Annotated in this window: 18 protein-coding genes and 1 other RNA gene; 8 read left to right on the top strand and 11 right to left on the bottom strand. The window is 61.1% G+C overall.

Translation table 11 applies throughout. The features are described 5' to 3' along the window. Positions 1 to 7: 7 nt before the first annotated feature. The gene (locus FUU19_RS21190; RefSeq protein ID WP_230489659.1) at positions 8 to 709 is read left to right on the top strand and encodes a pirin family protein; all 702 of its coding nucleotides are present in this window, start codon (positions 8 to 10) and stop codon (positions 707 to 709) included. A gap of 57 nt (positions 710 to 766) precedes the next feature. On the opposite strand, the gene rnpB is transcribed toward FUU19_RS21190, so the two are convergent. Together rnpB and rsmI are read right to left on the bottom strand one after the other, a co-directional pair. Next, an RNA gene (gene rnpB, locus FUU19_RS21195) (RNase P RNA component class A) lies at positions 767 to 1,144 on the bottom strand. Positions 1,145 to 1,185: 41 nt separating this feature from the next. Further along, a complete protein-coding gene (gene rsmI, locus FUU19_RS21200) occupies positions 1,186 to 2,049 on the bottom strand; it encodes a 16S rRNA (cytidine(1402)-2'-O)-methyltransferase (RefSeq protein ID WP_004937108.1) in 864 nt (287 codons plus the stop codon). A 62-nt stretch (positions 2,050 to 2,111) separates the two neighbouring features. Here rsmI and FUU19_RS21205 point away from each other — a divergent pair, with 62 nt between their 5' ends. From FUU19_RS21205 to dolP, 4 genes are read left to right on the top strand one after another with little or no spacing between them, the layout of a single operon-like run. Then, positions 2,112 to 4,151, top strand: a complete 2,040-nt coding sequence (locus FUU19_RS21205) for a penicillin-binding protein activator (RefSeq protein WP_230489660.1) — start codon at positions 2,112 to 2,114, stop codon at positions 4,149 to 4,151. Continuing rightward, complete coding sequence (locus FUU19_RS21210) at positions 4,148 to 4,501, top strand: YraN family protein (RefSeq protein ID WP_094300729.1); 354 nt, start codon at positions 4,148 to 4,150, stop codon at positions 4,499 to 4,501. The genes FUU19_RS21205 and FUU19_RS21210 overlap by 4 nt, the downstream gene beginning before the upstream one ends. A gap of 51 nt (positions 4,502 to 4,552) precedes the next feature. Further along, complete coding sequence (diaA, locus tag FUU19_RS21215; protein ID WP_004937103.1) at positions 4,553 to 5,143, top strand: DnaA initiator-associating protein DiaA; 591 nt, start codon at positions 4,553 to 4,555, stop codon at positions 5,141 to 5,143. Positions 5,144 to 5,152: 9 nt separating this feature from the next. Beyond that, positions 5,153 to 5,728, top strand: coding sequence for a division/outer membrane stress-associated lipid-binding lipoprotein (gene dolP, locus FUU19_RS21220; protein WP_004937101.1), 576 nt, complete (start codon positions 5,153 to 5,155; stop codon positions 5,726 to 5,728). Between the two features lie 40 nt (positions 5,729 to 5,768). On the opposite strand, the gene mtgA is transcribed toward dolP, so the two are convergent. From mtgA to mnmL, 4 genes are all read right to left on the bottom strand, one after another. Next, positions 5,769 to 6,500 carry a monofunctional biosynthetic peptidoglycan transglycosylase gene (gene mtgA, locus FUU19_RS21225; RefSeq protein WP_141972422.1) on the bottom strand — a complete coding sequence of 244 codons (732 nt, stop codon included), beginning with the start codon at positions 6,498 to 6,500 and terminating at the stop codon, positions 5,769 to 5,771. After that, positions 6,497 to 7,150 (bottom strand): isoprenoid biosynthesis glyoxalase ElbB, encoded by a 654-nt coding sequence (gene elbB, locus FUU19_RS21230; protein WP_060448034.1) that lies wholly within the window; start codon positions 7,148 to 7,150, stop codon positions 6,497 to 6,499. The genes mtgA and elbB overlap by 4 nt, the downstream gene beginning before the upstream one ends. Positions 7,151 to 7,387: 237 nt before the next feature. After that, on the bottom strand, positions 7,388 to 9,727 hold the full coding sequence (arcB, locus tag FUU19_RS21235; RefSeq protein WP_141972420.1) for an aerobic respiration two-component sensor histidine kinase ArcB: 2,340 nt from the start codon (positions 9,725 to 9,727) through the stop codon (positions 7,388 to 7,390). A gap of 92 nt (positions 9,728 to 9,819) precedes the next feature. Next, a complete protein-coding gene (mnmL, locus tag FUU19_RS21240; RefSeq protein ID WP_141972418.1) occupies positions 9,820 to 10,758 on the bottom strand; it encodes a tRNA modification radical SAM protein MnmL/YtqA in 939 nt (312 codons plus the stop codon). Between the two features lie 691 nt (positions 10,759 to 11,449). Here mnmL and gltB point away from each other — a divergent pair. The 3 genes from gltB to FUU19_RS21255 all read left to right on the top strand — a co-directional run bounded on the left by gltB (position 11,450) and on the right by FUU19_RS21255 (position 17,988). Continuing rightward, positions 11,450 to 15,910: a glutamate synthase large subunit gene (gene gltB / locus FUU19_RS21245; RefSeq protein ID WP_230507345.1), complete on the top strand. Its 4,461-nt coding sequence runs from the start codon at positions 11,450 to 11,452 to the stop codon at positions 15,908 to 15,910. Positions 15,911 to 15,924: 14 nt separating this feature from the next. Further along, positions 15,925 to 17,343: a glutamate synthase small subunit gene (locus tag FUU19_RS21250; protein WP_141972414.1), complete on the top strand. Its 1,419-nt coding sequence runs from the start codon at positions 15,925 to 15,927 to the stop codon at positions 17,341 to 17,343. 165 nt (positions 17,344 to 17,508) lie between these two features. Beyond that, the gene (locus FUU19_RS21255; protein ID WP_141972412.1) at positions 17,509 to 17,988 is read left to right on the top strand and encodes a hypothetical protein; all 480 of its coding nucleotides are present in this window, start codon (positions 17,509 to 17,511) and stop codon (positions 17,986 to 17,988) included. 64 nt (positions 17,989 to 18,052) lie between these two features. Here the strand turns inward: FUU19_RS21255 and sspB are convergent, their stop codons facing one another. From sspB to zapE, 5 genes are all read right to left on the bottom strand, one after another. After that, the gene (gene sspB, locus FUU19_RS21260) at positions 18,053 to 18,553 is read right to left on the bottom strand and encodes a ClpXP protease specificity-enhancing factor (RefSeq protein ID WP_004937084.1); all 501 of its coding nucleotides are present in this window, start codon (positions 18,551 to 18,553) and stop codon (positions 18,053 to 18,055) included. 5 nt (positions 18,554 to 18,558) lie between these two features. Continuing rightward, positions 18,559 to 19,200 (bottom strand): stringent starvation protein SspA, encoded by a 642-nt coding sequence (gene sspA, locus FUU19_RS21265; RefSeq protein ID WP_025304366.1) that lies wholly within the window; start codon positions 19,198 to 19,200, stop codon positions 18,559 to 18,561. A 325-nt stretch (positions 19,201 to 19,525) separates the two neighbouring features. After that, positions 19,526 to 19,918, bottom strand: a complete 393-nt coding sequence (rpsI, locus tag FUU19_RS21270; RefSeq protein ID WP_004937080.1) for a 30S ribosomal protein S9 — start codon at positions 19,916 to 19,918, stop codon at positions 19,526 to 19,528. Positions 19,919 to 19,933: 15 nt separating this feature from the next. Then, complete coding sequence (rplM, locus tag FUU19_RS21275; RefSeq protein WP_004937079.1) at positions 19,934 to 20,362, bottom strand: 50S ribosomal protein L13; 429 nt, start codon at positions 20,360 to 20,362, stop codon at positions 19,934 to 19,936. A 264-nt stretch (positions 20,363 to 20,626) separates the two neighbouring features. Then, positions 20,627 to 21,754 (bottom strand): cell division protein ZapE, encoded by a 1,128-nt coding sequence (zapE, locus tag FUU19_RS21280; protein ID WP_197833744.1) that lies wholly within the window; start codon positions 21,752 to 21,754, stop codon positions 20,627 to 20,629. Between the last annotated feature and the right edge of the window lie 23 nt (positions 21,755 to 21,777).

Below are 21,777 nucleotides of genomic sequence, written 5' to 3' on the forward strand. Positions count from 1 at the left end.
GATTGCCATGATTACATGCAGAACAGCACAACAATGCGGGCAAGCTGACTTTGGTTGGCTGCAGGCTCGCTACACCTTTTCCTTTGGTCACTACTTCGATCCCAAACTGATGGGCTACGCGTCGCTGCGGGTGCTGAATCAGGAGGTGCTGGCGCCGGGCGCGTCGTTCCAGCCGCGCACCTATCCCAGCGTGGATATCCTGAACCTGATCCTGCAGGGCGAGGCGGAATACCGCGACAGCGACGGCAACGCCGCGCGCGCCAAAGCCGGCGAAGCGCTGCTGCTGGCCACCCAGCCAGGCCTGAGCTACAGCGAACAGAACGTCAGCAGCGATACGCCGCTGACCCGCCTGCAGCTGTGGCTGGATGCCTGCCCGGAACGCAACAACGAGCGCGTGCAGCGCCTGGCGCTGCCGGCGGCGGGCAACCTGCTGCTGGCCTCGCCGGACGGCGAGCAGGGCAGCCTGCAGCTGCGCCAGCAGGTCTGGATCCACCATCTCGATCTGCAGCCGGGCGAAGAACACACGCTGACGATTAACGGACCGCGCGCCTATTTGCAGTCGATTCACGGCACCATCGCCGCCACCGGCGAGCGCCACGACGAACAGCGTCTGACCTGCGGCGACGGCGCCTTCGTGCGCGAGGAGAATCGCCTGACGATCCGCGCCGAGACGCCGCTGCGCGCGCTGCTGATAGACCTGCCGGTGTAAGCCGGCCGGAAAACGAAAAACCCCGCGCAACTGGCGTTGCGCGGGGTTTTCTTTTGTCGAGGGAGTTGACCGGTAAGCCGGGTTCTGTCGTGGACAGTCATTCCTCTAGGCCAGCAATCGCTCACTGGCTCAAGCAGCCTACCCGGGTTCAGTACGGGCCGTACCATGTGAACCCCTATTTGGCCTTGCTCCGGGTGGAGTTTACCGTGCCACGAACTGTTGCCAGCCGCGCGGTGCGCTCTTACCGCACCCTTTCACCCTTACCTGATCCCGCTTGCGCGGGCCATCGGCGGTTTGCTCTCTGTTGCACTAGTCGTAGGCTTGCGCCTCCCAGGCGTTACCTGGCACCCTGCCCTATGGAGCCCGGACTTTCCTCCCCTCCATCTGTCTCCCCGAAGAGGACGGCAATGAAGCGGCGACTGTCTGGTCAACTCCGGCGCGGATAGTAGCGTCGCGGCGGCGGCAGGTCAACCGCTTTACGGTTGTTGTTGCTCCAGCGCGTGCTTATACAGCGCATTTTTCTTCACGCCGTGGATTTCCGCCGCCAGCGCCGCCGCCTTTTTCAGCGGCAGCTCTTTTTGCAGCAGCGCCAGCGTGCGCAGCGCCTCGAGCGGCAACGCATCCTCCTGCGCCTTGTGGCCTTCGACGATCAGCACCATCTCACCGCGGCGGCGTACTTCATCTTCCTGCACCCACGCCAGCAGCTCACCCACCGGCGCCCCGTGGATAGACTCCCAGGTTTTGGTCAGCTCGCGCGCCAGCACCACATAACGCTGCGGGCCCCAGACGGTGACCATGTCCTGCAAACTTTCCAGCAGGCGGTGGGTGGATTCGTAGAAAATCAGCGTGCGCGGTTCCTCCGCCAGCGCCATCAGCGTATCCTTGCGCCCCTTGGTTTTCGCCGGCAGGAAGCCTTCATAGCAGAAACGGTCGGAGGCGACGCCCGCGGCGCACAGCGCGGTAGTGGCGGCGCAGGCGCCCGGCAGCGGCACCACGCGAATGCCGGCCTCACGGCAGCGGCGCACCAGGTGGTAACCGGGATCGTTGATCAGCGGCGTGCCGGCATCGGACACCAGCGCGATGCTCTGGCCTTCCTGCAGTTTCGCCAGCAGTTGATCGGCCTTTTGCTGTTCGTTGTGGTCATGCAGCGCGAACAGACGCGCGTTGATCGCGAAGTGTTGCAACAGCAATCCGGTATGGCGCGTGTCTTCCGCCGCGATCAGATCAACGCTTTTCAGTACCTCTAACGCGCGGTGGGTGATATCGCCCAGATTGCCGATTGGAGTGGGCACCACATACAGCGTTGATGCAGAAATGACTGATTGTTGGTGTTGATTCATTGTTTCATCCGGGTTGCCGATTTAATATTGAGCATCTTGAAAAAAACATCACTGGATACAGTATGCTTTCCTCAACATTCGTTCGTACCAAAGCAGGGCGTTCCAAGCCTGTCCGACTTACCGCAGTCATCGCGGCCGCCCTTTTCCTGGCAGGCTGTCCAAGTCGGGCCCCGCAAACGCCGCCCGCCAATATACAGGACGAAGCGAGCGCCAGCTCCGATTACTACCTGCAGCAGTTGCAGCAAAGCAGCGATGATAACAAGGCTGACTGGCAATTACTTGCTATTCGCGCCTTGCTGCGTGAAGGAAAACTGCCGCAGGCCGGCGACCAGTTGAACCAGCTGCCGAAAAACCTCAGCGGTGCGCAGCAGACTGAACGCCAGTTGCTGACCGCCGAACTGCAGATCGCCAACAAGAGCTACGTCAGCGCCCGCAGCACGCTGGGCCACCTGGACAGCGGTTCGCTGTCGCCGAATCAGAAGGTGCGCTACTACCAGGCGCAGATCGCCGCCAATCAGGGCAAAGCGTCGCTGCCATTGATCCGCGCCTATATCGCTCAGGAGCCGTTGCTGACCGGCAAACCGCACCAGGACAATCTGGATCAAACCTGGCAGGCGCTGCTGCAGCTGACGCCGCAGGAGATGAACAGCCTGGTGATCAACGCCGATGAGAACGTGCTGCAAGGCTGGCTGGATCTGCTGCGCGTCTATCAGGACAACAAGCAGGATCCCGATCTGCTGAAGGCCGGCATCAAAGACTGGCAGAACCGTTATCCGAAAAACCCGGCGGCCAAAACGCTGCCGGCTCGCCTGAACCAGGTGCTGAACTTCACCCAGGCCTCCACCTCGAAAATCGCCCTGCTGCTGCCGTTGAACGGCCAGGCGAAAGTGTTCGCCGACGCCATCCAGCAAGGTTTCGAAGCGGCGAAAAACGGCGGTTCCATGCCGGCGCCGCAGCCGCAAGCCGCGCAACCGGCCAGCGTGCCAGCCCCAACGGCGCAGGCCGATCAGGCTGCCGCGGGTGACATCAACGCCAACGGCGCGGTCAGCCCTTCGGCGCAAGAGAGCCAGCCTGCCGTGACCGCCGCGCAGCCGGCGGCGCCGTCCAGCGCGCCGGTAACGCCGCTGCAGGCCGCCAACGCGCAGGTCAAAGTGTACGACACCACCAGCCAGCCGCTGGCCGCCTTGCTGAGCCAGGCGCAGCAGGATGGCGCCACTCTGGTGGTCGGGCCGCTGCTGAAAGAGAACGTCGATCAGCTGTCCGCCAGCACCACCACGCTGAACGTGCTGGCGCTCAACCAGCCGGAAACGCCGAAGGACAACCTGAACATCTGTTACTTCGCCCTGTCGCCGGAAGATGAAGCGCGCGACGCCGCACGCCACATCTGGGAACAGCAGAAGCGTCAACCGCTGCTGCTGGTGCCGCGCGGCGCCTTCGGCGATCGCGTCGCCAAGGCCTTTAACCAGGAATGGCAGAAGCAAGGCGGGCAAACTGTGCTGCGTCAGGACATCGGCTCCGCCGGCGAACTTCGCCAGATGGTCAACAGCGGCGGCATCCGCATGACCGGCACGCCGATATCGAGCGCCCCGGCGCCGCAGAGCGTGACCATCGCCGGGCTGACCATTCCGGCACCGCCGAGCGACATCCCCGCCGCGACCGGCGGCAGCGTCGACGCGGTGTATATCGTCGCCACCCAGTCTCAGCTGACGCTGATCAAACCGATGATCGACATGGCCACCAGCTCGCGCGGCAAGCCGGCGATGTACGCCAGCTCGCGCAGCTACCAGGCCGGCGCCGGCCCGGACTTCCGTCTGGAAATGGAAGGCCTGCAGTTCAGCGACATCCCGCTGCTGGCCGGTTCAAACCCTCAGCTGTTGCAGCAGGCCAGCGCGCGCTTCCGCAACGACTACTCACTGGTGCGCCTGTATGCGATGGGGATGGATGCCTGGACATTGGCCAACCACTTTGCTGAAATGCGCCAGCTGCCGGGCTTCCAGGTTTCCGGCACCACCGGTACGCTGAGCGCGTCGCCGAACTGCGTGATCAACCGCAAGCTGCCTTGGCTGCAATACCGTCAGGGTACGGTCGTTCCGGTCTCTTGAACCCACGCGCCTCCGGGGCGGGCTATGAGTTACTGGCCCGCCGTCACCTGGAACACGCCGGGCTCACCTTCTGCGCCGCCAACGTCGCAGTGCGCGGCGGTGAGCTCGACCTCATCATGCGCGACGGCGCCACCTGGGTGTTCGTCGAAGTGCGCTACCGCCGCAACGACGCCTTCGGCGGCGCGGCCGCCAGCGTCACCTTTCGCAAACAACAGCGGTTGCTGCATGCCGCCGCCGTCTGGCTGGCGGGGCGCGGAGCCAGTTTTGACACATCATCTTGCCGTTTTGATGTTTTGGCCATTACCGGTAGCCAGTTAGAATGGATACCCAACGCCTTCAATGCGGATTAATCGGGGTTTTGCGGCGCAGACCGGCCCTTTGACTTAGTGGATTAATACAACGTGCTGGATAGAATTAAAGTCTGTTTTACCGAAAGCATCCAAACCCAGATCGCAGCGGCGGAAGCATTGCCGGACGCCATTTCCCGCGCTGCGATGACGCTGGTTCAATCCTTACTCAACGGCAACAAAATCCTGTGCTGCGGCAACGGCACCTCGGCGGCCAACGCGCAGCACTTCGCCGCCAGCATGATCAACCGTTTTGAAACCGAGCGCCCCAGCCTGCCGGCCATCGCGCTCAACGCCGACAACGTGGTGCTGACGGCGATCAGCAACGATCGGCTGCACGACGAAGTGTACGCCAAGCAGGTGCGCGCACTCGGGCACACCGGTGACGTACTGCTGGCGATTTCCACCCGCGGCAACAGCCGTGATATTGTGAAAGCGGTCGAGGCGGCCGTCACGCGCGATATGACCATCGTCGCGCTCACCGGCTACGACGGCGGCGAGCTGGCCGGGTTGCTCGGCCAGCAGGATGTCGAGATCCGCATCCCGTCGCACCGCAGCTCGCGCATTCAGGAAATGCATATGCTGACCGTAAACTGCCTGTGCGACCTGATAGACAATACGTTATTCCCCCACCAGGACGATTAAGGAACTGAGATGAAGCTAAAAGCCACATTTGCAGTGCTGTCCAGCGCCCTGCTGTTGCAAGGCTGTATCGCCGGCGTCGTCGTCGGTAGTGCAGCCGTCGCAACCAAAACCGCCACCGACCCGCGCAGCGTCGGGACCCAGGTGGATGACGGCACGCTGGAAGCCAGGGTCGAAAGCGCCCTGAGCAAAGACCAGCAGTTGAAGAAAGATGCCCGGGTGGTCGCCACCGCCTATCAGGGCAAGGTGCTGTTGACCGGCCAGTCGCCTAACGCCGATCTCACCGCGCGCGCCAAGCAGATCGCCATGGGCGTGGAAGGCACGACCGAAGTGTATAACGAGATCCGTCAGGGCACGCCGGTCAGCCTGAGCACCGCGTCCTCCGACACCTGGATCACCACCAAGGTGCGTTCGCAGCTGCTCACCAGCGATACGGTGAAATCGTCCAACGTGAAAGTGACTACCGAAAACGGCGAAGTGTTCTTGCTGGGCCTGGTCACGCAGCAGGAAGGGCAGTCTGCGGCGCAGATCGCCAGCCAGGTCAGCGGCGTGAAACACGTCACCACCGCCTTTACCTATGTGAAGTAATCCGTTCTGGTGGGAGCGGCACCGTGCCGTTCCCGCCCGTTTAATCCAGCTTGTTCTCGCTTAAAAACGTTTCCCCACCCAGCTGCCGCATCTGGCGCATGATCCACTGCTGTCGCTGTATCACATAACCGGACGGCGCATCGGCCCTGAAGCGATGCGGATTCGGCAATACCGCCGCCAACAGCGCCGCTTCCGCCGCGCTGAGCCGTTTGGCCGGCTTATGGAAAAAGCGTTGTGAAGCCTCTTCAACGCCAAACACCCCGTCGCCGAACTCGACGATGTTCAGATACACCGTCAGAATGCGCCGCTTGGTCCACACCAGCTCGATGCCCGACGTCAATCCGGCCTCCAGCCCTTTGCGCAGCCAGCTGCGGCCATCCCACAGAAACAGGTTCTTGGCGGTTTGCTGCGACAGCGTGGACGCACCGCGGATGCGCGTCGGGCGCTTCTCGTTGTGGCTGAGCGCCTTTTCAATGGCCGCCACGTCGAAGCCCCAATGGTCTGGAAACTTCTGATCCTCCGCCGCCATCACCGCCAGCGCCATTTGCGGCGAGATGTCGTCCATCGACACCCAGTCCGAATGGGCGACGTAACCGAAATCGCCGCTCAGCCAGGCGCTGACTTGCCGCTCCACCATCACGGCGGAAAACGGCACCGGCAGGAAGGCGAAGGCCACAATACCCAACACCCACAGGCCGAGAATCGCGATGACGCCGCGCTTCAGCCAATACCACGGGCGCAGCCGCCGCCATCCGCCGAGCGATTTTCTCATTCAGCCAGTTCCAGCACCCGCGCCACCAGCTTATCGATGCCGAGGGCCGCCTGCGCGATCGACGGCGCCAGCATATAGGCCGGCGTGGTCACGATCTTGTGCTCGCTGTCCACCACGATGTCGTCCACCGGGCAAATCACCGGCTCGCCGCCCATGGCGTCAATCACTTCTCCCAGGTCCGGATCGTTGCCAATGGTCAGCCGCGCTTGTTGATCCAGCAGTTTCGGCAACAGCGCCGGCGCGATGCACATCAGGCCAATTGGTTTGTTGGCCTTATGCATCTCGCGCGTCAGACGCGCCAAATCTTCATCGACCCAACATTCCGCGCCGGCTTCGGCGAAATTGCTGAGGTTCTTGGCGGCACCGAAGCCGCCGGGCACGATCAGCGCATCCAGCTGCGCGGCCTCCGCCAGCGCCAGCGGCTGCACCGCACCGCGGGCAATGCGCGCCGATTCAATCAGGACATTGCGCGATTCCGCCATCTCCTCACCTGATAAGTGATTAATAACATGGCATTGTGGCTTATCAGGCGCAAAGCACACCGCCTGCGCGCCGGCACGGTCCAACGCCAGCAGTGTCAGCACCGCTTCATGGATCTCCGTACCGTCATAAACGCCGCTGCCGCTGAGGACGACACCCACCTTTTTCATCACTCTTACTCCTGTCGCTGCTGTCAACTGGTTCGTGCTCGGAGTTGACAAACACTAATCTACATCACACATTTTAATGAATCTTCTAACAAGAGCGCTTACATTTGCTATGTTGTTGGCTGTATGATGTTTAGGAATTCGCTACAACCTGCTCGACCAGAACACTGAAACCAATACGCAGGTTCACAATTTCCCTGGTGTTGGCGCAATATTCGCGCACCCCGGCTTAGGTCGGGGTCATTTTTTTTCAGCGTTCTCTACCCAAGCCCGCAGTACCTGCACGTCGTTGCGCCACTCTTGCTTCAACTCATCCACCCAATCCTGCACGTTATCCCACCAGGCCGGCAGCGTCGGCGTTTGAATCTGTTGCGCCAGCTGCTGCAGGTGGCGCAGACCGACCGAACCGGCGGCACCCTTGATCTTGTGCCCTTCCTCGGTGATGCCTTTCTGATCGCGCGCCGTCATGTTGGAATCCAGCACCGCCAGATAGCCCGGCATCATCTGTTCGAACATCTCCAGGCTTTGGTGGATCAGCTGCGGGCCAACCAGGTCCATGTACTGTTCCAGCATCGCGGTATCGAGTAACGACTCATTAATCTGCATCGCCTTGTGCTCCGTTTTCTTTGAAGTGTGAGAAGGTTGATGATCCCAATAGTGTTTGATGACCTGGGTCAACGCCGGCACCGACAGCGGCTTGCTCAGCACATCGTCCATGCCCGCCTCGAGGTACTCTTTTTTGTCTTTCAGCACGTTGGCGGTCAGGGCCACCAGCGGCGGCAGCGCCTGCCCGGCGTAGCGCTCGCGCAGTACCCGGGCGATGTCCAGCCCGGTCATGTCCGGCAGCTGAATGTCCAGCAGCACCAGATCGAACTCGTCCGGGTCGAACATCGCCAGCGCGTCGTGGCCGTTCATCGCCACCTCGACGCTGTTGCCCAGCTTTTCCAGCACCGAACGCGCCACGATCACGTTCAGCTCGATATCCTCCACCAGCAGGATGTGCAGCGCCGGCAACGGCAGCTCCTCTTCCTCCGGCGCCGCGCTGGCGGCTTCCTGCACCGCCGGCGCCTGAATGGTCAGGGTGAAGCAAGAACCGTGCCCTTGTTCGCTGCGTACGGTGATGTCGCCACCCATGCTCTGCGCCAGTCGCTTGGAGACCGCCAGCCCGATGCCGGTGCCGGTGGCCGGGCGGCCGCCGCGCTGATCTTTCACCTGGTAATACATGGCGAAGATCTTGTCCTGCTCGTCCTGCGGGATGCCCATGCCCGAGTCTTCCACCTCGAACACCAGCTTCTCCTGCGCCTCGCGCCGCACGCGCACCACGATTTGCCCCTGCTGGGTGAATTTCACCGCGTTACCGATCAGGTTCCACAGAATCTGCCGCAGGCGCGTACCGTCGGTCACGATCTGCTGCGGCAGCGGCGTCTGCGGCTCCATGATGAACTGCAGCCCTTTCGGCTGTGCCAACAGGCCGGAGAGGTTCTCCAGATCCGCCAGGAAGCCGGTAAAGTCCACCGGCTGGTTGTCGAGCTGCACCTTGCGCCGCTCGAGCTTATCCATTTCGATAATGTCGTTGAAGATATTGCCAAGGGTGATGGCGCTGACGTGAATGGTCTTCAGGTATTTCAGCTGCTCGTCGTTCAATTCAGTATCGAGCAAAATGCGGCTCAGGCCGACGATGCCATTAAGCGGCGTACGCAGCTCGTGGCTGATCGTGGAGATAAAGGTAGTCTTCTCCCTGCTGGCGTTCTCCAGCGCGTCCTGGTAGCGCTTACGCTCGGTAATATCGCGGCCGAAGCCCATCAGCCCGTGGCGTTTGCCCACCCGGTCGTAAAACGGGACCTTGCGTAGCTCGAAACAGGCCTTGCGGCCGTCGGGATACACCAGCCACTGTTCGTAGGTCAGCGAGACGTTGTGGCGGAACACCTTCTCGTCGGTCTCAATGACCTTTTCGGCGATCTCCTGGCCGTAGACGTCGAACGGCGTCAGGCCGATCAGCTGCTTCTCACTCTTGCCGGTCAGCAGCTCCATCGCGCGGTTGCAGCCGGAAAATTCTTTGTCTTCGTTGCGGTAGTAGACCAGATCCGGCGAGGCATCGAGGAAGGAACGCAGCAGCGCCGATTGCTGGCCCAGCTCAATCTGCGCCAGTTCACGCTGTTCCATCTCTTCCGTCAGCTTCTCCATCACCTGCAGGCGCTCTTCTTCCGCCTTGATGCGATCGGCGATCTCCTGGTTCAGCTGGCTGATATTGTCTTTGAGCTGCTGATTGAGCTCCAGATCGCGGTGGCGCATCTCTTCCAGCTTGTCCACCAGCCGCGCCAGCCGCTGGCGCGACTCCTCCAGCTGCTCCACTACCACCGAGAGGAAGTAGACCGCCCACGGGGTGATCAACAGGCCGAAGAAGATCGAACGCACCACGTCGATGCTTTCCACTTCGCCGCGCAGCAGCATGGTCACCGCCATCTGCACCACCATCGCCAGCACCACCAGCGCCGAGGCCAGCAGCAGCGAGAAGCGCACCAACCCCAGTTTCACCATTAAATCGACGTAGTACTGGGCCAACACCCGGATTTGCTTCATAGCGGCTCCCATCAGACACAATCTTTTGAATCATACCGTAAAACCGCGGTGAGATAAGGCGGCAAACGCCGAAGTGTGGCAAAGATTGCACTTCAGAGCGGCATTCCAGGGCGGTAGCGCCGCTTTTCATCCAGCGCGCTGCCCTGCCCGCCGTATTGCTGCAGATAAGCGCCCACCGCCTGCATGCCGCTCCAGCGGTTTTCGCACCACAGCGGCGCCAGCAACGTGGGCCGGCGGGCGCTGGCGGACAGGCGGTGATACACCACCTCGCCAGGCGTGTGGCGGATCATCTCCCCGGCGCTGGCGGCGTAGTCTTCCAGCGCCAGTTCGGGCAAACGCCCGGCGCGCCACGCGCGGGCCAGGGTACTGCCGGTAACGACGTGCAGCGGATGCAGCTTGATGCCATCCACGCCGGACGCCACCACCCGCCGCAACGTGAGCAGATGATCGCGCCGGGTTTCTCCCGGCAGTCCGACGATCAGATGGCAGCACACCTTCAGTCCGCGCTGTCGGGCCCGTTGCGCCGTCTGTTGATAGCAGCGGAAGTCATGGCCGCGGTTGATGCGCTTCAGTGTTTTATCGTGCGCCGTCTGCAGCCCCAGCTCCAGCCACACTTCATAGCCCTCGTCACGGTACCCCGTCAGCAGATCCAATGCGGCGGGCGGCACGCAGTCCGGCCGGGTGCCGACGCACAGGCCGACCATCTCGCTCTGCGCCAACGCTTGCCGATACATCGACGCCAGCAGTTCGACCTCCGCATAGGTGCTGGTATAGGCCTGGAAATAGGCCAGATAGCGCCGCGCCCGGTTGACCCGTGCGGCCTGCTGCGCCAGCTGTTCGGCGATGCTCTGCCGCTGCATCGCCTCATCGGCGAACGAAGCGACGTTGCAGAACGTACAGCCGCCGCGCCCCAACGTACCGTCGCGGTTAGGGCAGCTGAATCCGCCGTGCAGCGTGAGTTTATGGATCTTTTCGCCATAGCGGCGCTGGAGATCTGCGCCAAACATATTGACTAATTGCGGCAACTGCATAATCTTGGTGATTCTCTGTGTTCAAAGCCGCGATGCTAATAAGAAACGGCTTTTCCCGCGATGACAGAGATCAACGCTTTCCCCGCAAGGCGCCACCAGGCATAACTATTCACCATAAACGCAAATCAATTCACTATAATTCTGATGAATTATTCTAATCGTCGCGCAACCGTTAACGGCAATATGACAATGCGGTGAAAAACAGTGACAAACATCAACAAAGAAATATCTTATAGAATAAAATTCTGCTATTACCCCTCGCACTAGCATGGTGCAGAGATTAAGGGGTTGCACTATAGTGAGACAGCTCACACTTCTGTGGGGATCGGCGTTGCCCCACGATAGTGCAAAAATGCATTAAATTCTTTATATTTCAAACAAATAAACATCATCAATTCGATAAGAATCTATCTTAAGCCCACATTTGACCTGCGAATTCTTTCTCGCTAAGTTGGAAGTCCGCTGGAAGCTTTCTGGACGGGCAAACGTCTCGTCATATTTATGCAGTAATTGAAGACTCCCTCTTAAAACAAGTCCTATACCACTTGTGAGACCGTCACGAGAGGCCATTGATGGAGGGCGGAAAAGCAGATTGGCGGGGTTAACTTGCTGATTGGACTTCTGCCTGAAATTGGGAAGCCCCCTCGCAGTAGGTTGTGAGAGTCACGCAGAGCCTGGGGAGGTTCACGATATGTTGTACGATAAATCCCAAGAGAGGGACAACTGTGGTTTCGGCCTGATCGCCCACATAGAAGGCGAACCTAGCCACAAGGTGGTGCGCACCGCCATTCACGCGCTGGCCCGCATGCAGCACCGCGGCGCGATCCTGGCCGACGGCAAGACCGGCGACGGCTGCGGCCTGTTGCTGCAAAAACCCGATCGCTTCTTCCGCATGGTGGCGGAAGAACGCGGCTGGCGTTTGGCCAAGAACTACGCCGTCGGCATGATGTTCCTCAGCCAGAATGAAGAGGAAGCGCGCCTCAGCCGCCGCATCGTGGAAGAAGAGCTGCAAAACGAAACGCTGTCGATCGTCGGCTGGCGTGAAGTGCCGACCAACCCGGACGTGCTGGGTGAAATCGCCCTCTCCTCCCTGCCACGCATCGAGCAAATCTTCGTTAACGCCCCGGCCGGCTGGCGCCCGCGCGATATGGAACGCCGCCTGTTCGTGGCGCGCCGCCGCATCGAGAAACGCGTGCAGGACAACAGTTTCTACGTCTGCAGCTTCTCCAACCTGGTGACGATCTATAAAGGCCTGTGCATGCCTGCGGATCTGCCGCGCTTCTATCTCGATCTGGCGGACCTGCGCCTGGAATCGGCCATTTGCCTGTTCCACCAGCGCTTCTCCACCAACACCGTGCCGCGCTGGCCGCTGGCTCAGCCGTTCCGCTACCTGGCGCACAACGGCGAAATCAACACCATCACCGGCAACCGCCAGTGGGCGCGTGCCCGTACCTACAAATTCCAAACGCCGCTGATCCCGGATCTGCAGGCCGCCGCGCCGTTCGTCAACGAAACCGGCTCCGACTCCAGCTCGCTGGACAACATGCTGGAGCTGCTGTTGGCGGGCGGGATGGATCTCATTCGCGCCATGCGTCTGCTGGTGCCGCCGGCCTGGCAGAACAACCCGGACATGGATGGCGATCTGCGCGCCTTCTTCGACTTCAACTCGATGCACATGGAGCCGTGGGACGGCCCGGCCGGCATCGTGATGTCCGACGGCCGCTACGCCGCCTGTAACCTCGATCGCAACGGCCTGCGCCCGGCGCGCTACGTGATCACCAAAGACAAGCTGATCACCTGCGCCTCCGAAGTCGGCATCTGGGATTACCAGCCGGATGAAGTGGTTGAAAAAGGCCGCGTCGGCCCCGGCGAGCTGATGGTGATCGACACCCGCAGCGGCCGCATTCTGCACTCGGCAGAAACCGACAACGATCTGAAAAGCCGCCATCCGTATAAAGAGTGGATGGAGAAAAACGTCAAACGCCTGGTGCCGTTCGAAGATCTGCCGGACGATCAGGTCGGCAGCCGCGAGCTCGACGACGCGCAGCTCGAAACCTACCAGAAACAGTTCGGCTACAGCAGCGAAGAGCTGGATCAGGTGATCCGCGTGCTGGGCGAGATTGGCCAGGAAGCCACCGGTTCGATGGGCGACGATACCCCGTTCGCCGTGCTCTCCAGCCGGCCGCGCATCGTTTACGACTACTTCCGCCAGCAGTTCGCGCAGGTCACCAACCCGCCGATCGATCCGCTGCGCGAAGCGCACGTCATGTCGCTGGCCACCAGCATCGGCCGTGAAATGAACGTGTTCTGCGAAGCCGAAGGCCAGGCGCACCGTCTGAGCTTCAAATCGCCAATCCTGCTGTACTCCGATTTCAAACAGCTCACCACGCTGGAAGGCGAATACTATCGCGCCGAGACCCTCGATCTGACCTTCGATCCGCAGCAGCAGGATCTGGAGCAGACCATTCGCGCCCTGTGCGACGAAGCGGAACGTAAGGTGCGCGAAGGCGCAGTGCTGTTGGTGCTGTCCGACCGCGCCATCGCGCCCAGCCGCCTGCCGGTACCGGCTCCGATGGCCGTTGGCGCCGTGCAAACCCGCCTGGTGGAGAAAAGCCTGCGCTGCGACGCCAACCTGATCGTTGAAACCGCCAGCGCCCGCGATCCGCACCACTTCGCCGTGCTGCTCGGCTTCGGCGCGACCGCCATCTACCCGTACCTGGCCTATGAAACCCTGGCCAAGCTGGTGGACAGCCAGGCGATCGACAAGAAATACCGCGACGTGATGCTGAACTACCGCAACGGCATCAACAAAGGCCTGTACAAGATCATGTCCAAAATGGGCATCTCGACCATCGCCTCTTACCGCTGCTCCAAGCTGTTCGAAGCGGTCGGCCTGCACCGCGATCTGGCGGATCTGTGCTTCCAGGGCGTGGTCAGCCGCATCGGCGGCGCCAGCTTCAGCGATTTCCAGCAGGATCTGCAGAACCTCTCCAAGCGGGCCTGGCTGAAACGCAAGCCGCTGGAGCAAGGCGGCCTGCTGAAGTTCGTGCACGGCGGCGAATACCACGCCTACAACCCGGACGTGGTGAACTCGCTGCAAAAAGCGGTGCACAGCGGGGAATACAGCGACTATCAGGCCTACGCCAAGCTGGTGAACGAGCGGCCGGTCGCCATGCTGCGCGATCTGCTGGCCATCACGCCGAAAGGTGAACCGATCCCGGTCGATCAGGTCGAACCGGCGGAGTCGCTGTTCAAACGCTTCGACACCGCGGCGATGTCGATCGGCGCACTGAGCCCGGAGGCGCACGAGTCGCTGGCGATCGCCATGAACGGCCTCGGCGGCTTCTCCAACTCCGGCGAAGGCGGCGAAGATCCGGCGCGTTACCGCACCAACAAGGTGTCGCGCATCAAGCAGGTGGCCTCCGGCCGCTTCGGCGTGACGCCGGCCTACCTGGTGAACGCCGACGTGATCCAGATTAAGGTGGCGCAGGGCGCCAAGCCGGGCGAAGGCGGCCAGCTGCCGGGCGACAAAGTCACTCCGTACATCGCCAGATTGCGTTATTCGGTGCCGGGCGTAACGCTGATCTCCCCGCCGCCGCACCACGACATCTACTCGATCGAAGATCTGGCACAGCTGATCTTCGACCTGAAGCAGGTCAACCCGAAGGCGGTGATCTCGGTGAAACTGGTGTCCGAACCGGGCGTCGGCACCATCGCCACCGGCGTGGCGAAAGCCTATGCCGATCTCATCACCATCGCCGGTTACGACGGCGGCACCGGCGCCAGCCCGCTGTCCTCGGTGAAATACGCCGGCTGTCCGTGGGAGCTGGGCCTGGTGGAAACCCAGCAGGCGCTGGTGGCCAACGGCCTGCGCCACAAGATCCGCCTGCAGGTGGACGGCGGCCTGAAAACCGGCGTGGACATCGTCAAGGCGGCGATCCTGGGCGCGGAAAGCTTCGGCTTCGGCACCGGGCCAATGGTGGCGCTGGGCTGCAAATACCTGCGCATCTGCCATCTCAACAACTGCGCGACCGGCGTCGCGACCCAGGACGACAAGCTGCGCCGCGATCACTACCACGGCCTGCCGGAACGCGTGACGAATTACTTCCAGTTTATCGCGCGTGAAACCCGCGAGATCATGGCGCAACTGGGCGTGAGCCAACTGGTGGATCTGATCGGCCGCACCGAGTTCCTGACCGAGCTGGACGGCATCTCTGCCAAGCAGAACAAGCTGGATCTGTCGCCGCTGCTGAAAACCGCCACGCCGCATCCGGGCAAAGCGGTGTACTGCACCGAAAGCAGCAACCCGGCGTTCGACAAGGGCCTGCTGAACAAAGAGCTGCTGGCGCAGGCGCAGCCGTACATCGAAGCGAAGCAGGGTAAAACCTTCTACTTCGACATTCGCAACACCGACCGCTCCGTGGGCGCCATGCTGTCCGGCGCTATCGCCGACGTGCACGGCGATCAGGGCATGGCGGCCGATCCGATCAAGGCGCACTTCTCCGGCACCGCCGGGCAGAGCTTCGGCGTCTGGAACGCCGGCGGCGTCGAGCTGACCCTGACCGGCGACGCCAATGACTATGTCGGCAAAGGCATGGCCGGCGGCAGCATCGCGGTACGTCCGCCGATCGGCTCCGCCTTCCGCAGCCATGAAGCCAGCATCGTCGGCAACACCTGCCTGTACGGCGCCACCGGCGGCAAGCTGTTCGCCGCCGGCCGCGCGGGCGAACGCTTCGCGGTGCGCAACTCCGGCGCCATCACCGTGGTGGAAGGCATCGGTGACAACGGCTGCGAATACATGACCGGCGGCATCGTCTGCGTCCTGGGTAAAACCGGCATCAACTTCGGTGCGGGCATGACCGGCGGCTTCGCCTACGTGCTGGACGAAGACGGCGAGTTCCGCAAGCGCGTGAACCCGGAGCTGGTGGAAGTGCTGGATGTCGATCAGTTGGCGATCCATGAGGAGCACCTGCGCGGCCTGATCACCGAACACGTGCAGGCGACCGGCTCTTCCCGCGCGGAAGAGATCCTGGCCAACTGGCCGGAATGGGCGCCGAAGTTCGCCTTGGTCAAACCGAAGTCCAGCGATGTCAAAGCGCTGTTGGGTCACCGTAGCCGTTCCGCAGCCGAGCTGCGGGTGCAGGCGCAGTAAGAGGTAGGTCATTAATGAGCCAGAACGTTTACCAATTTATCGACCTGCAGCGTGTTGATCCGCCAAAGAAACCGCTGAAGATCCGCAAAATCGAGTTCGTCGAGATCTACGAACCGTTTTCGGAAACCCAGGCCAAGGCCCAGGCGGACCGCTGTCTGTCCTGCGGTAACCCGTATTGCGAGTGGAAGTGCCCGGTGCACAACTACATCCCGAACTGGCTGAAACTGGCCAACGAAGGCCGCATCATGGAAGCGGCGGACCTGGCGCATCAGACCAACAGCCTGCCGGAAGTGTGCGGCCGCGTATGCCCGCAGGATCGCCTGTGCGAAGGCTCCTGCACCCTGAACGACGAGTTCGGCGCAGTCACCATCGGCAATATCGAGCGCTACATCAGCGATAAGGCCATCGAAATGGGCTGGAAGCCGGACATGTCGCACGTGCAGCCGACCGGCAAGCGCGTGGCGATCGTCGGTGCCGGTCCTGCCGGGCTGGCCTGCGCCGACGTGCTTACCCGCAACGGCGTCAAGGCGGTGGTGTATGACCGTCATCCTGAAATCGGCGGCCTGCTGACCTTCGGTATCCCGGCCTTCAAGCTGGAAAAGGAAGTGATGGTCAAACGCCGGGGCATTTTCAGCGAGATGGGCATCGAGTTCCAGCTGAACACCGAAGTGGGCAAAGACATCAGCATGGAGACCTTGCTGAGCGAGTACGATGCGGTGTTCCTCGGCGTCGGCACCTATCAGTCGATGCGCGGCGGCCTGGAGAACGAGGAGGCGCAGGGCGTGTACGACGCGCTGCCATTCCTGATCGCCAACACCAAGCAGCTGATGGGGTATGAAACCGAGCAGCACGAGCCTTACGTCAGCATGGAAGGCAAGCGGGTGGTGGTGCTGGGCGGCGGCGATACCGCCATGGACTGCGTGCGCACCTCGGTGCGTCAGGGCGCGACGCAGGTCGTCTGCGCCTACCGCCGCGACGAAGCCAACATGCCGGGTTCCAAACGCGAAGTGAAGAACGCGCGGGAAGAAGGGGTGGACTTCCAGTTTAACCTGCAGCCGCTGAGCATCGAGCTGAACAGCGCCGGCCGCGTGGCCGGGGTGAAAATGGTGCGCACTCAGCTGGGCGCACCGGATGCCAACGGCCGTCAGGCGGCGGAGCAGGTGCCGGGTTCCGAACACGTGATCGACGCCGACGCGGTGGTGATGGCGTTCGGCTTCCGCCCACACCGTATGGACTGGCTGGCGGCGCACGACGTGCAGCTCGATAAACAGGGCCGCATCCTGGCACCGGAAGGCAGCGACAACGCGTTCCAGACCAGCAATCCGAAAATCTTCGCCGGCGGCGACGCGGTGCGCGGTTCCGACCTGGTGGTGACGGCGATCGCCGAAGGCCGCAAGGCGGCAGACGGCATCATGAACTACCTGGAAGTGTAAACCTCCCGCACCACCAAAGGCCCGACACATTGCCGGGCCTCTGTTTTTAGCCTGCCACGCTTTGTAACAACCTCCCCCCACCTCACCGCTTCAACACGCTATAGTATTGAGTTAGCACCATTGCGGGGCGCGGCTGCGCCTGATACCGAGATAAGGATAGCGAACATGAAATGCTCCATTTCCCTGTTGGCCGGCGCACTGCTGGCCGTCAGTTTCAGCGCTTCAGCCATGGCGCCGGATTCGCAGGAGGTCGGTTATAATATCGAAGCGCGCGGCGCGCGGCCGGTCGTGGCTCAGTTGGGCAAGGCCGGGCAGTTTAACGCCGTGGAAAACAGCATCCGGCTGGGGGACGACAGCTGGATTGCCCTGGCCCCCAAGCTGGCCGGCGGCGGCAATCCCGGCTTTACCGCCGGCATCAAATCGGCCCTCTCCGCAGCCCTGATCTACAATCCGGCGGCGGTGTTGCAGGCGCTCAACAAAGGCAACGATCTGCCACTCAATGACATTTGCACCGCGCCGCCGGAAGTGCAAGGCGACACCGCCATCACCAGCTTCCGCCAGCGCGCAACCCGTGCCCTCTCTACCGTGCGCGTAGGCGATCTCAGCGCGCCGCGCGATGCCTGCATTGCCGCCTTGAAAGGCTGATCCGCTTCTACCGGGCAAAAAAAAAAGCACCCCATGGGGTGCTTGTTCGTTTGTGCTCGCGGGATTATTTCACCACGCGCAGCGCCGGGCGGCCACCGCGCGGCGGCTGTGGCGGTTCGTCGTCCGGACCGTTGTCTTCTGCGGTATCCGGGCGATCGCCGTCGATCACCGACATCAAGGTTTCCGAAGGGATCGTCTCATTGTCCAGACCTTCAAACACGCCTTCGCTCTCGTCGTAGGCGGCTTCCGGTTCGAACATCGTGCCGGCGCCGTTTTCACGCGCATAAATCGCCAGTACGGCTGCCATCGGCACCGAAACCTGACGCGGCACGCCGCCGAAACGTGCGTTAAACTGCACGTCTTCGTTGCCAAGCGCCAGGTTGCCCACCGCGCGCGGCGCGATATTCAGCACGATCTGGCCATCACGCGCGAACTCCATCGGCACCTGAACATCCGGGCGAGTCACGTCGACCACCAGGTGCGGCGTCAGCTGGTTATCCAACAGCCAGTCGTAGAACGCCCGCAGCAGATACGGGCGACGCGGCGTCATCTGAGACATGTCCATCGCGCTTAGCCCCGGGTTTGCAGGCGCATTTCACGCTCGGCTTCGGTCAGGGAAGCCAGGAAAGCGTCACGTTCGAAGACGCGGGTCATGTAGCCTTTCAGCTCTTTAGAGCCGGCGCCGCTCAATTCGATGCCCAGCTGCGGCAGACGCCACAACAGCGGTGCCAGGTAGCAATCCACCAGGCTGAACTCTTCGCTCATGAAATACGGCGTCTGGCCGAAGATAGGCGCGATCGCCAACAGCTCTTCACGCAGCTGACGACGGGCGGATTCCGCTTCCTGACCGCTGCTCTTCTCGATCTTGTCCATCAGCGAGTACCAGTTCTTCTCGATGCGCAGCATCATCAGACGGCTCTCGCCACGGGCAACCGGGTAAACCGGCATAAGCGGCGGGTGTGGGAAACGCTCATCCAGGTATTCCATGATGATGCGGGATTCATACAGGGTCAGTTCGCGATCGACCAGCGTAGGCACCGTCTGGTAAGGATTGAGGTCAATCAGATCTTGCGGCAGGTTATCCATTTCGACCTGCTCGATCTCGACGCTGACACCTTTCTCCGCCAGTACGATACGTACTTGATGGCTAAAAATGTCGGTCGGGCCAGAGAACAGCGTCATTACCGAACGTTTGTTGGCAGCGACAGCCATGAAAACCTCCAAGTTATCTAGAAAATACTGCGAATAGCCAACTGACAGGCTGCTATCCTGAATAATCTTGCCGCAGGCCGGCAGCACGCAGCGCGACCCGAGCCCATGAAAAACCGGCCCAGGAGGTCAACTGCACGGCGAACAGGCGCAAAAGTGGGTGATAGTTTACCAGATTTTGCTTGTTTTGTGGGGACGGTGCGGTGAATTCATGTTGAATTGTCTGATATGCCACAGATTTTAGTCGGGGACGGCGGATTTCAGGCATAAAAAAACCCGGTGAAGCACCGGGTTTTTTGCGTAAATCGCACTGCCGAAGCAGCGAAAATTAACGCTTGGAGAACTGCGGACGACGACGTGCTTTACGCAGGCCGACTTTCTTACGTTCAACCTGACGAGCGTCACGGGTGACGAAGCCAGCTTTACGCAGTTCAGAACGCAGAGTCTCATCGTACTCCATCAGTGCACGGGTGATACCGTGACGGATAGCGCCAGCTTGACCGGAGATACCACCACCTTTAACGGTGATGTACAGGTCCAGTTTGCCAACCATGTCGACCAGCTCCAGCGGCTGACGAACTACCATGCGGGCAGTTTCGCGACCGAAGTACTGTTCCAGGCTGCGCTGGTTGATAACGATGTTACCGTTGCCCGGCTTGATGAAGACGCGAGCGGCGGAGCTTTTGCGGCGACCAGTGCCGTAGTATTGATTTTCAGCCATTGCCATTAATCCCGATTAAATGTCCAGAACTTGCGGTTGCTGTGCCGCGTGATTGTGCTCGGTGCCCGCGTAAACTTTCAGTTTACGGAACATAGCACGACCCAGCGGGCCCTTTGGCAGCATGCCTTTAACCGCGATTTCAATCACGCGCTCAGGACGGCGGGCAATCATCTCTTCAAAGGTCGCTTGCTTGATACCACCGATGTGGCCGGTGTGGTGGTAGTACACTTTGTCTGTACGCTTGTTGCCGGTTACAGCAACTTTGTCAGCGTTCAGAACGATGATGTAATCACCGGTATCCACGTGCGGGGTGTATTCCGCTTTATGCTTGCCGCGCAGGCGACGAGCCAGTTCAGTAGCGAGACGGCCTAAAGTTTTACCATCTGCATCAACAACGTACCAGTCGCGTTTTACGGTTTCTGGTTTAGCTGTAAAAGTTTTCATTAGAAAGCTTACCCAATAATTAGTTACACGTTGGTGAACACCCAAACGCTCGAAAACAGTTGAGGCTCACACGACCATACAAGTCCAGCAAACCTACCCCTTCGAATAGCCATTGCCGGCACTATAAAGTTTTTGGGAAAAAAAACTTTGTTGTAACGTGGGGTCGCAAGATTATAGAGAAGTCGCTCACAAAGATCGAACGGTTTTTGAATAGAAAATAAATTTATCGCCGGCGGCGGGCAACCGGCGATAGGCCCGACGGGCTCAGGGCAGATGCGGCAGCTTGAGGTACTCTTCACTCTGCATTTCCTGCAGGCGCGACAGGCAGCGCTGATACTCGAACTTCAGCCGCTCCCCCTGGTAGATCTCGAACATCGACACCTCGGCACCGATCACCAGCTTGACGTGACGCTCGTAGAATTCGTCCACCAGCGCCAGGAAACGGCGCGCGGTATTCTCTTTCAGCGGCCCCATCACCTGCACATTATACAGGATCACGCTGTGATACAGCCGCGACAGCGCAATGTAGTCCAGTTGGCTGCGCGCCTCTTCGCACAGCGTGTGGAAATCCACCGCCAGCACGCCGTCCACCGAACGAATCGCCTGCAGCGGCCGATGGTTGATCTGCAGCATCGGCGCCTCCTCCCCCGCCTTGCCCGCCAGCTTGACGAACATCCGGTCCAGCGTTTCGCGCGTCTGGTCGCTCAGCGGCGTCAGGTAGAGGTGCGCCTGGGTCAGAGTACGCAGACGATAATCGATACCGGCGTCGACGTTCATCACGTCGCAGTACTCATTGATCAGATCGATAGCCGGCAGGAAACGCGCCCGCTGCAGACCGTTGTGGTACAGATCGTCCGGCGGGATGTTCGACGTGGCCACCAGCGTGATGCCGCGCGCGAACAGCGCCTGCAGCAGCGTGGCCAGTAGCATGGCGTCGGTGATGTCGGACACGAAGAATTCGTCGAAGCACAACACATCGGTCTCGGCCTTGAAGCCGTCGGCGACGATTTCCAGCGGGTTTTCCCGCCCTTGCAACTCGGTCAGTTCTTCATGCACCCGCAGCATGAAGCGGTGGAAGTGCAGACGCATTTTGCGATCGCCCGGCAGGCTGTGGAAGAACATGTCCATCAACCAGGTTTTGCCGCGCCCGACGCCGCCCCACATATACAGCCCCTGCACCGGACGCTGCGGCGCCGTTTCGCCGCCCTTGCCCAGCAAGCGATTGAGCTTGCCGCGCAGCCCGCCGGTCGGCGCGCTCGCCGCAGGCTTTTGCAGCAGGGCCTGATAAATGCGATCCAGTTGAGTAACGGCCCGACGTTGAACCTCATCGGCCTGATATTCCCCCGCGTCCAGCGCCTGCTGGTAGCGAGATAACGGTGATAGTGCCTGCATCTGTTCGATGTTCCCTAAGAACG

The sequence above is a fragment of the Serratia montpellierensis genome, from assembly GCF_020858655.1.
Taxonomy (GTDB): Bacteria; Pseudomonadota; Gammaproteobacteria; order Enterobacterales; family Enterobacteriaceae; genus Serratia; species Serratia montpellierensis.

What these genes read in the sequence shown, in the direction of transcription:
- FUU19_RS21255 (WP_141972412.1), top strand. Translation starts at nt 17,509, where the DNA reads ATGAAATGCTCCATTTCCCTGTTGGCCGGCGCACTGCTGGCCGTCAGT.
- mtgA (WP_141972422.1), bottom strand. Translation starts at nt 6,500, where the DNA reads ATGAGAAAATCGCTCGGCGGATGGCGGCGGCTGCGCCCGTGGTATTGG.
- zapE (WP_197833744.1), bottom strand. Translation starts at nt 21,754, where the DNA reads ATGCAGGCACTATCACCGTTATCTCGCTACCAGCAGGCGCTGGACGCG.
- rplM (WP_004937079.1), bottom strand. Translation starts at nt 20,362, where the DNA reads ATGAAAACTTTTACAGCTAAACCAGAAACCGTAAAACGCGACTGGTAC.
- sspB (WP_004937084.1), bottom strand. Translation starts at nt 18,553, where the DNA reads ATGGACATGTCTCAGATGACGCCGCGTCGCCCGTATCTGCTGCGGGCG.
- mnmL (WP_141972418.1), bottom strand. Translation starts at nt 10,758, where the DNA reads ATGCAGTTGCCGCAATTAGTCAATATGTTTGGCGCAGATCTCCAGCGC.
- sspA (WP_025304366.1), bottom strand. Translation starts at nt 19,200, where the DNA reads ATGGCTGTCGCTGCCAACAAACGTTCGGTAATGACGCTGTTCTCTGGC.
- gltB (WP_230507345.1), top strand. Translation starts at nt 11,450, where the DNA reads ATGTTGTACGATAAATCCCAAGAGAGGGACAACTGTGGTTTCGGCCTG.
- FUU19_RS21250 (WP_141972414.1), top strand. Translation starts at nt 15,925, where the DNA reads ATGAGCCAGAACGTTTACCAATTTATCGACCTGCAGCGTGTTGATCCG.
- arcB (WP_141972420.1), bottom strand. Translation starts at nt 9,727, where the DNA reads ATGAAGCAAATCCGGGTGTTGGCCCAGTACTACGTCGATTTAATGGTG.
- elbB (WP_060448034.1), bottom strand. Translation starts at nt 7,150, where the DNA reads ATGAAAAAGGTGGGTGTCGTCCTCAGCGGCAGCGGCGTTTATGACGGT.
- FUU19_RS21190 (WP_230489659.1), top strand. Translation starts at nt 8, where the DNA reads ATGATTACATGCAGAACAGCACAACAATGCGGGCAAGCTGACTTTGGT.
- rpsI (WP_004937080.1), bottom strand. Translation starts at nt 19,918, where the DNA reads ATGGCTGAAAATCAATACTACGGCACTGGTCGCCGCAAAAGCTCCGCC.
- FUU19_RS21205 (WP_230489660.1), top strand. Translation starts at nt 2,112, where the DNA reads ATGCTTTCCTCAACATTCGTTCGTACCAAAGCAGGGCGTTCCAAGCCT.
- dolP (WP_004937101.1), top strand. Translation starts at nt 5,153, where the DNA reads ATGAAGCTAAAAGCCACATTTGCAGTGCTGTCCAGCGCCCTGCTGTTG.
- rsmI (WP_004937108.1), bottom strand. Translation starts at nt 2,049, where the DNA reads ATGAATCAACACCAACAATCAGTCATTTCTGCATCAACGCTGTATGTG.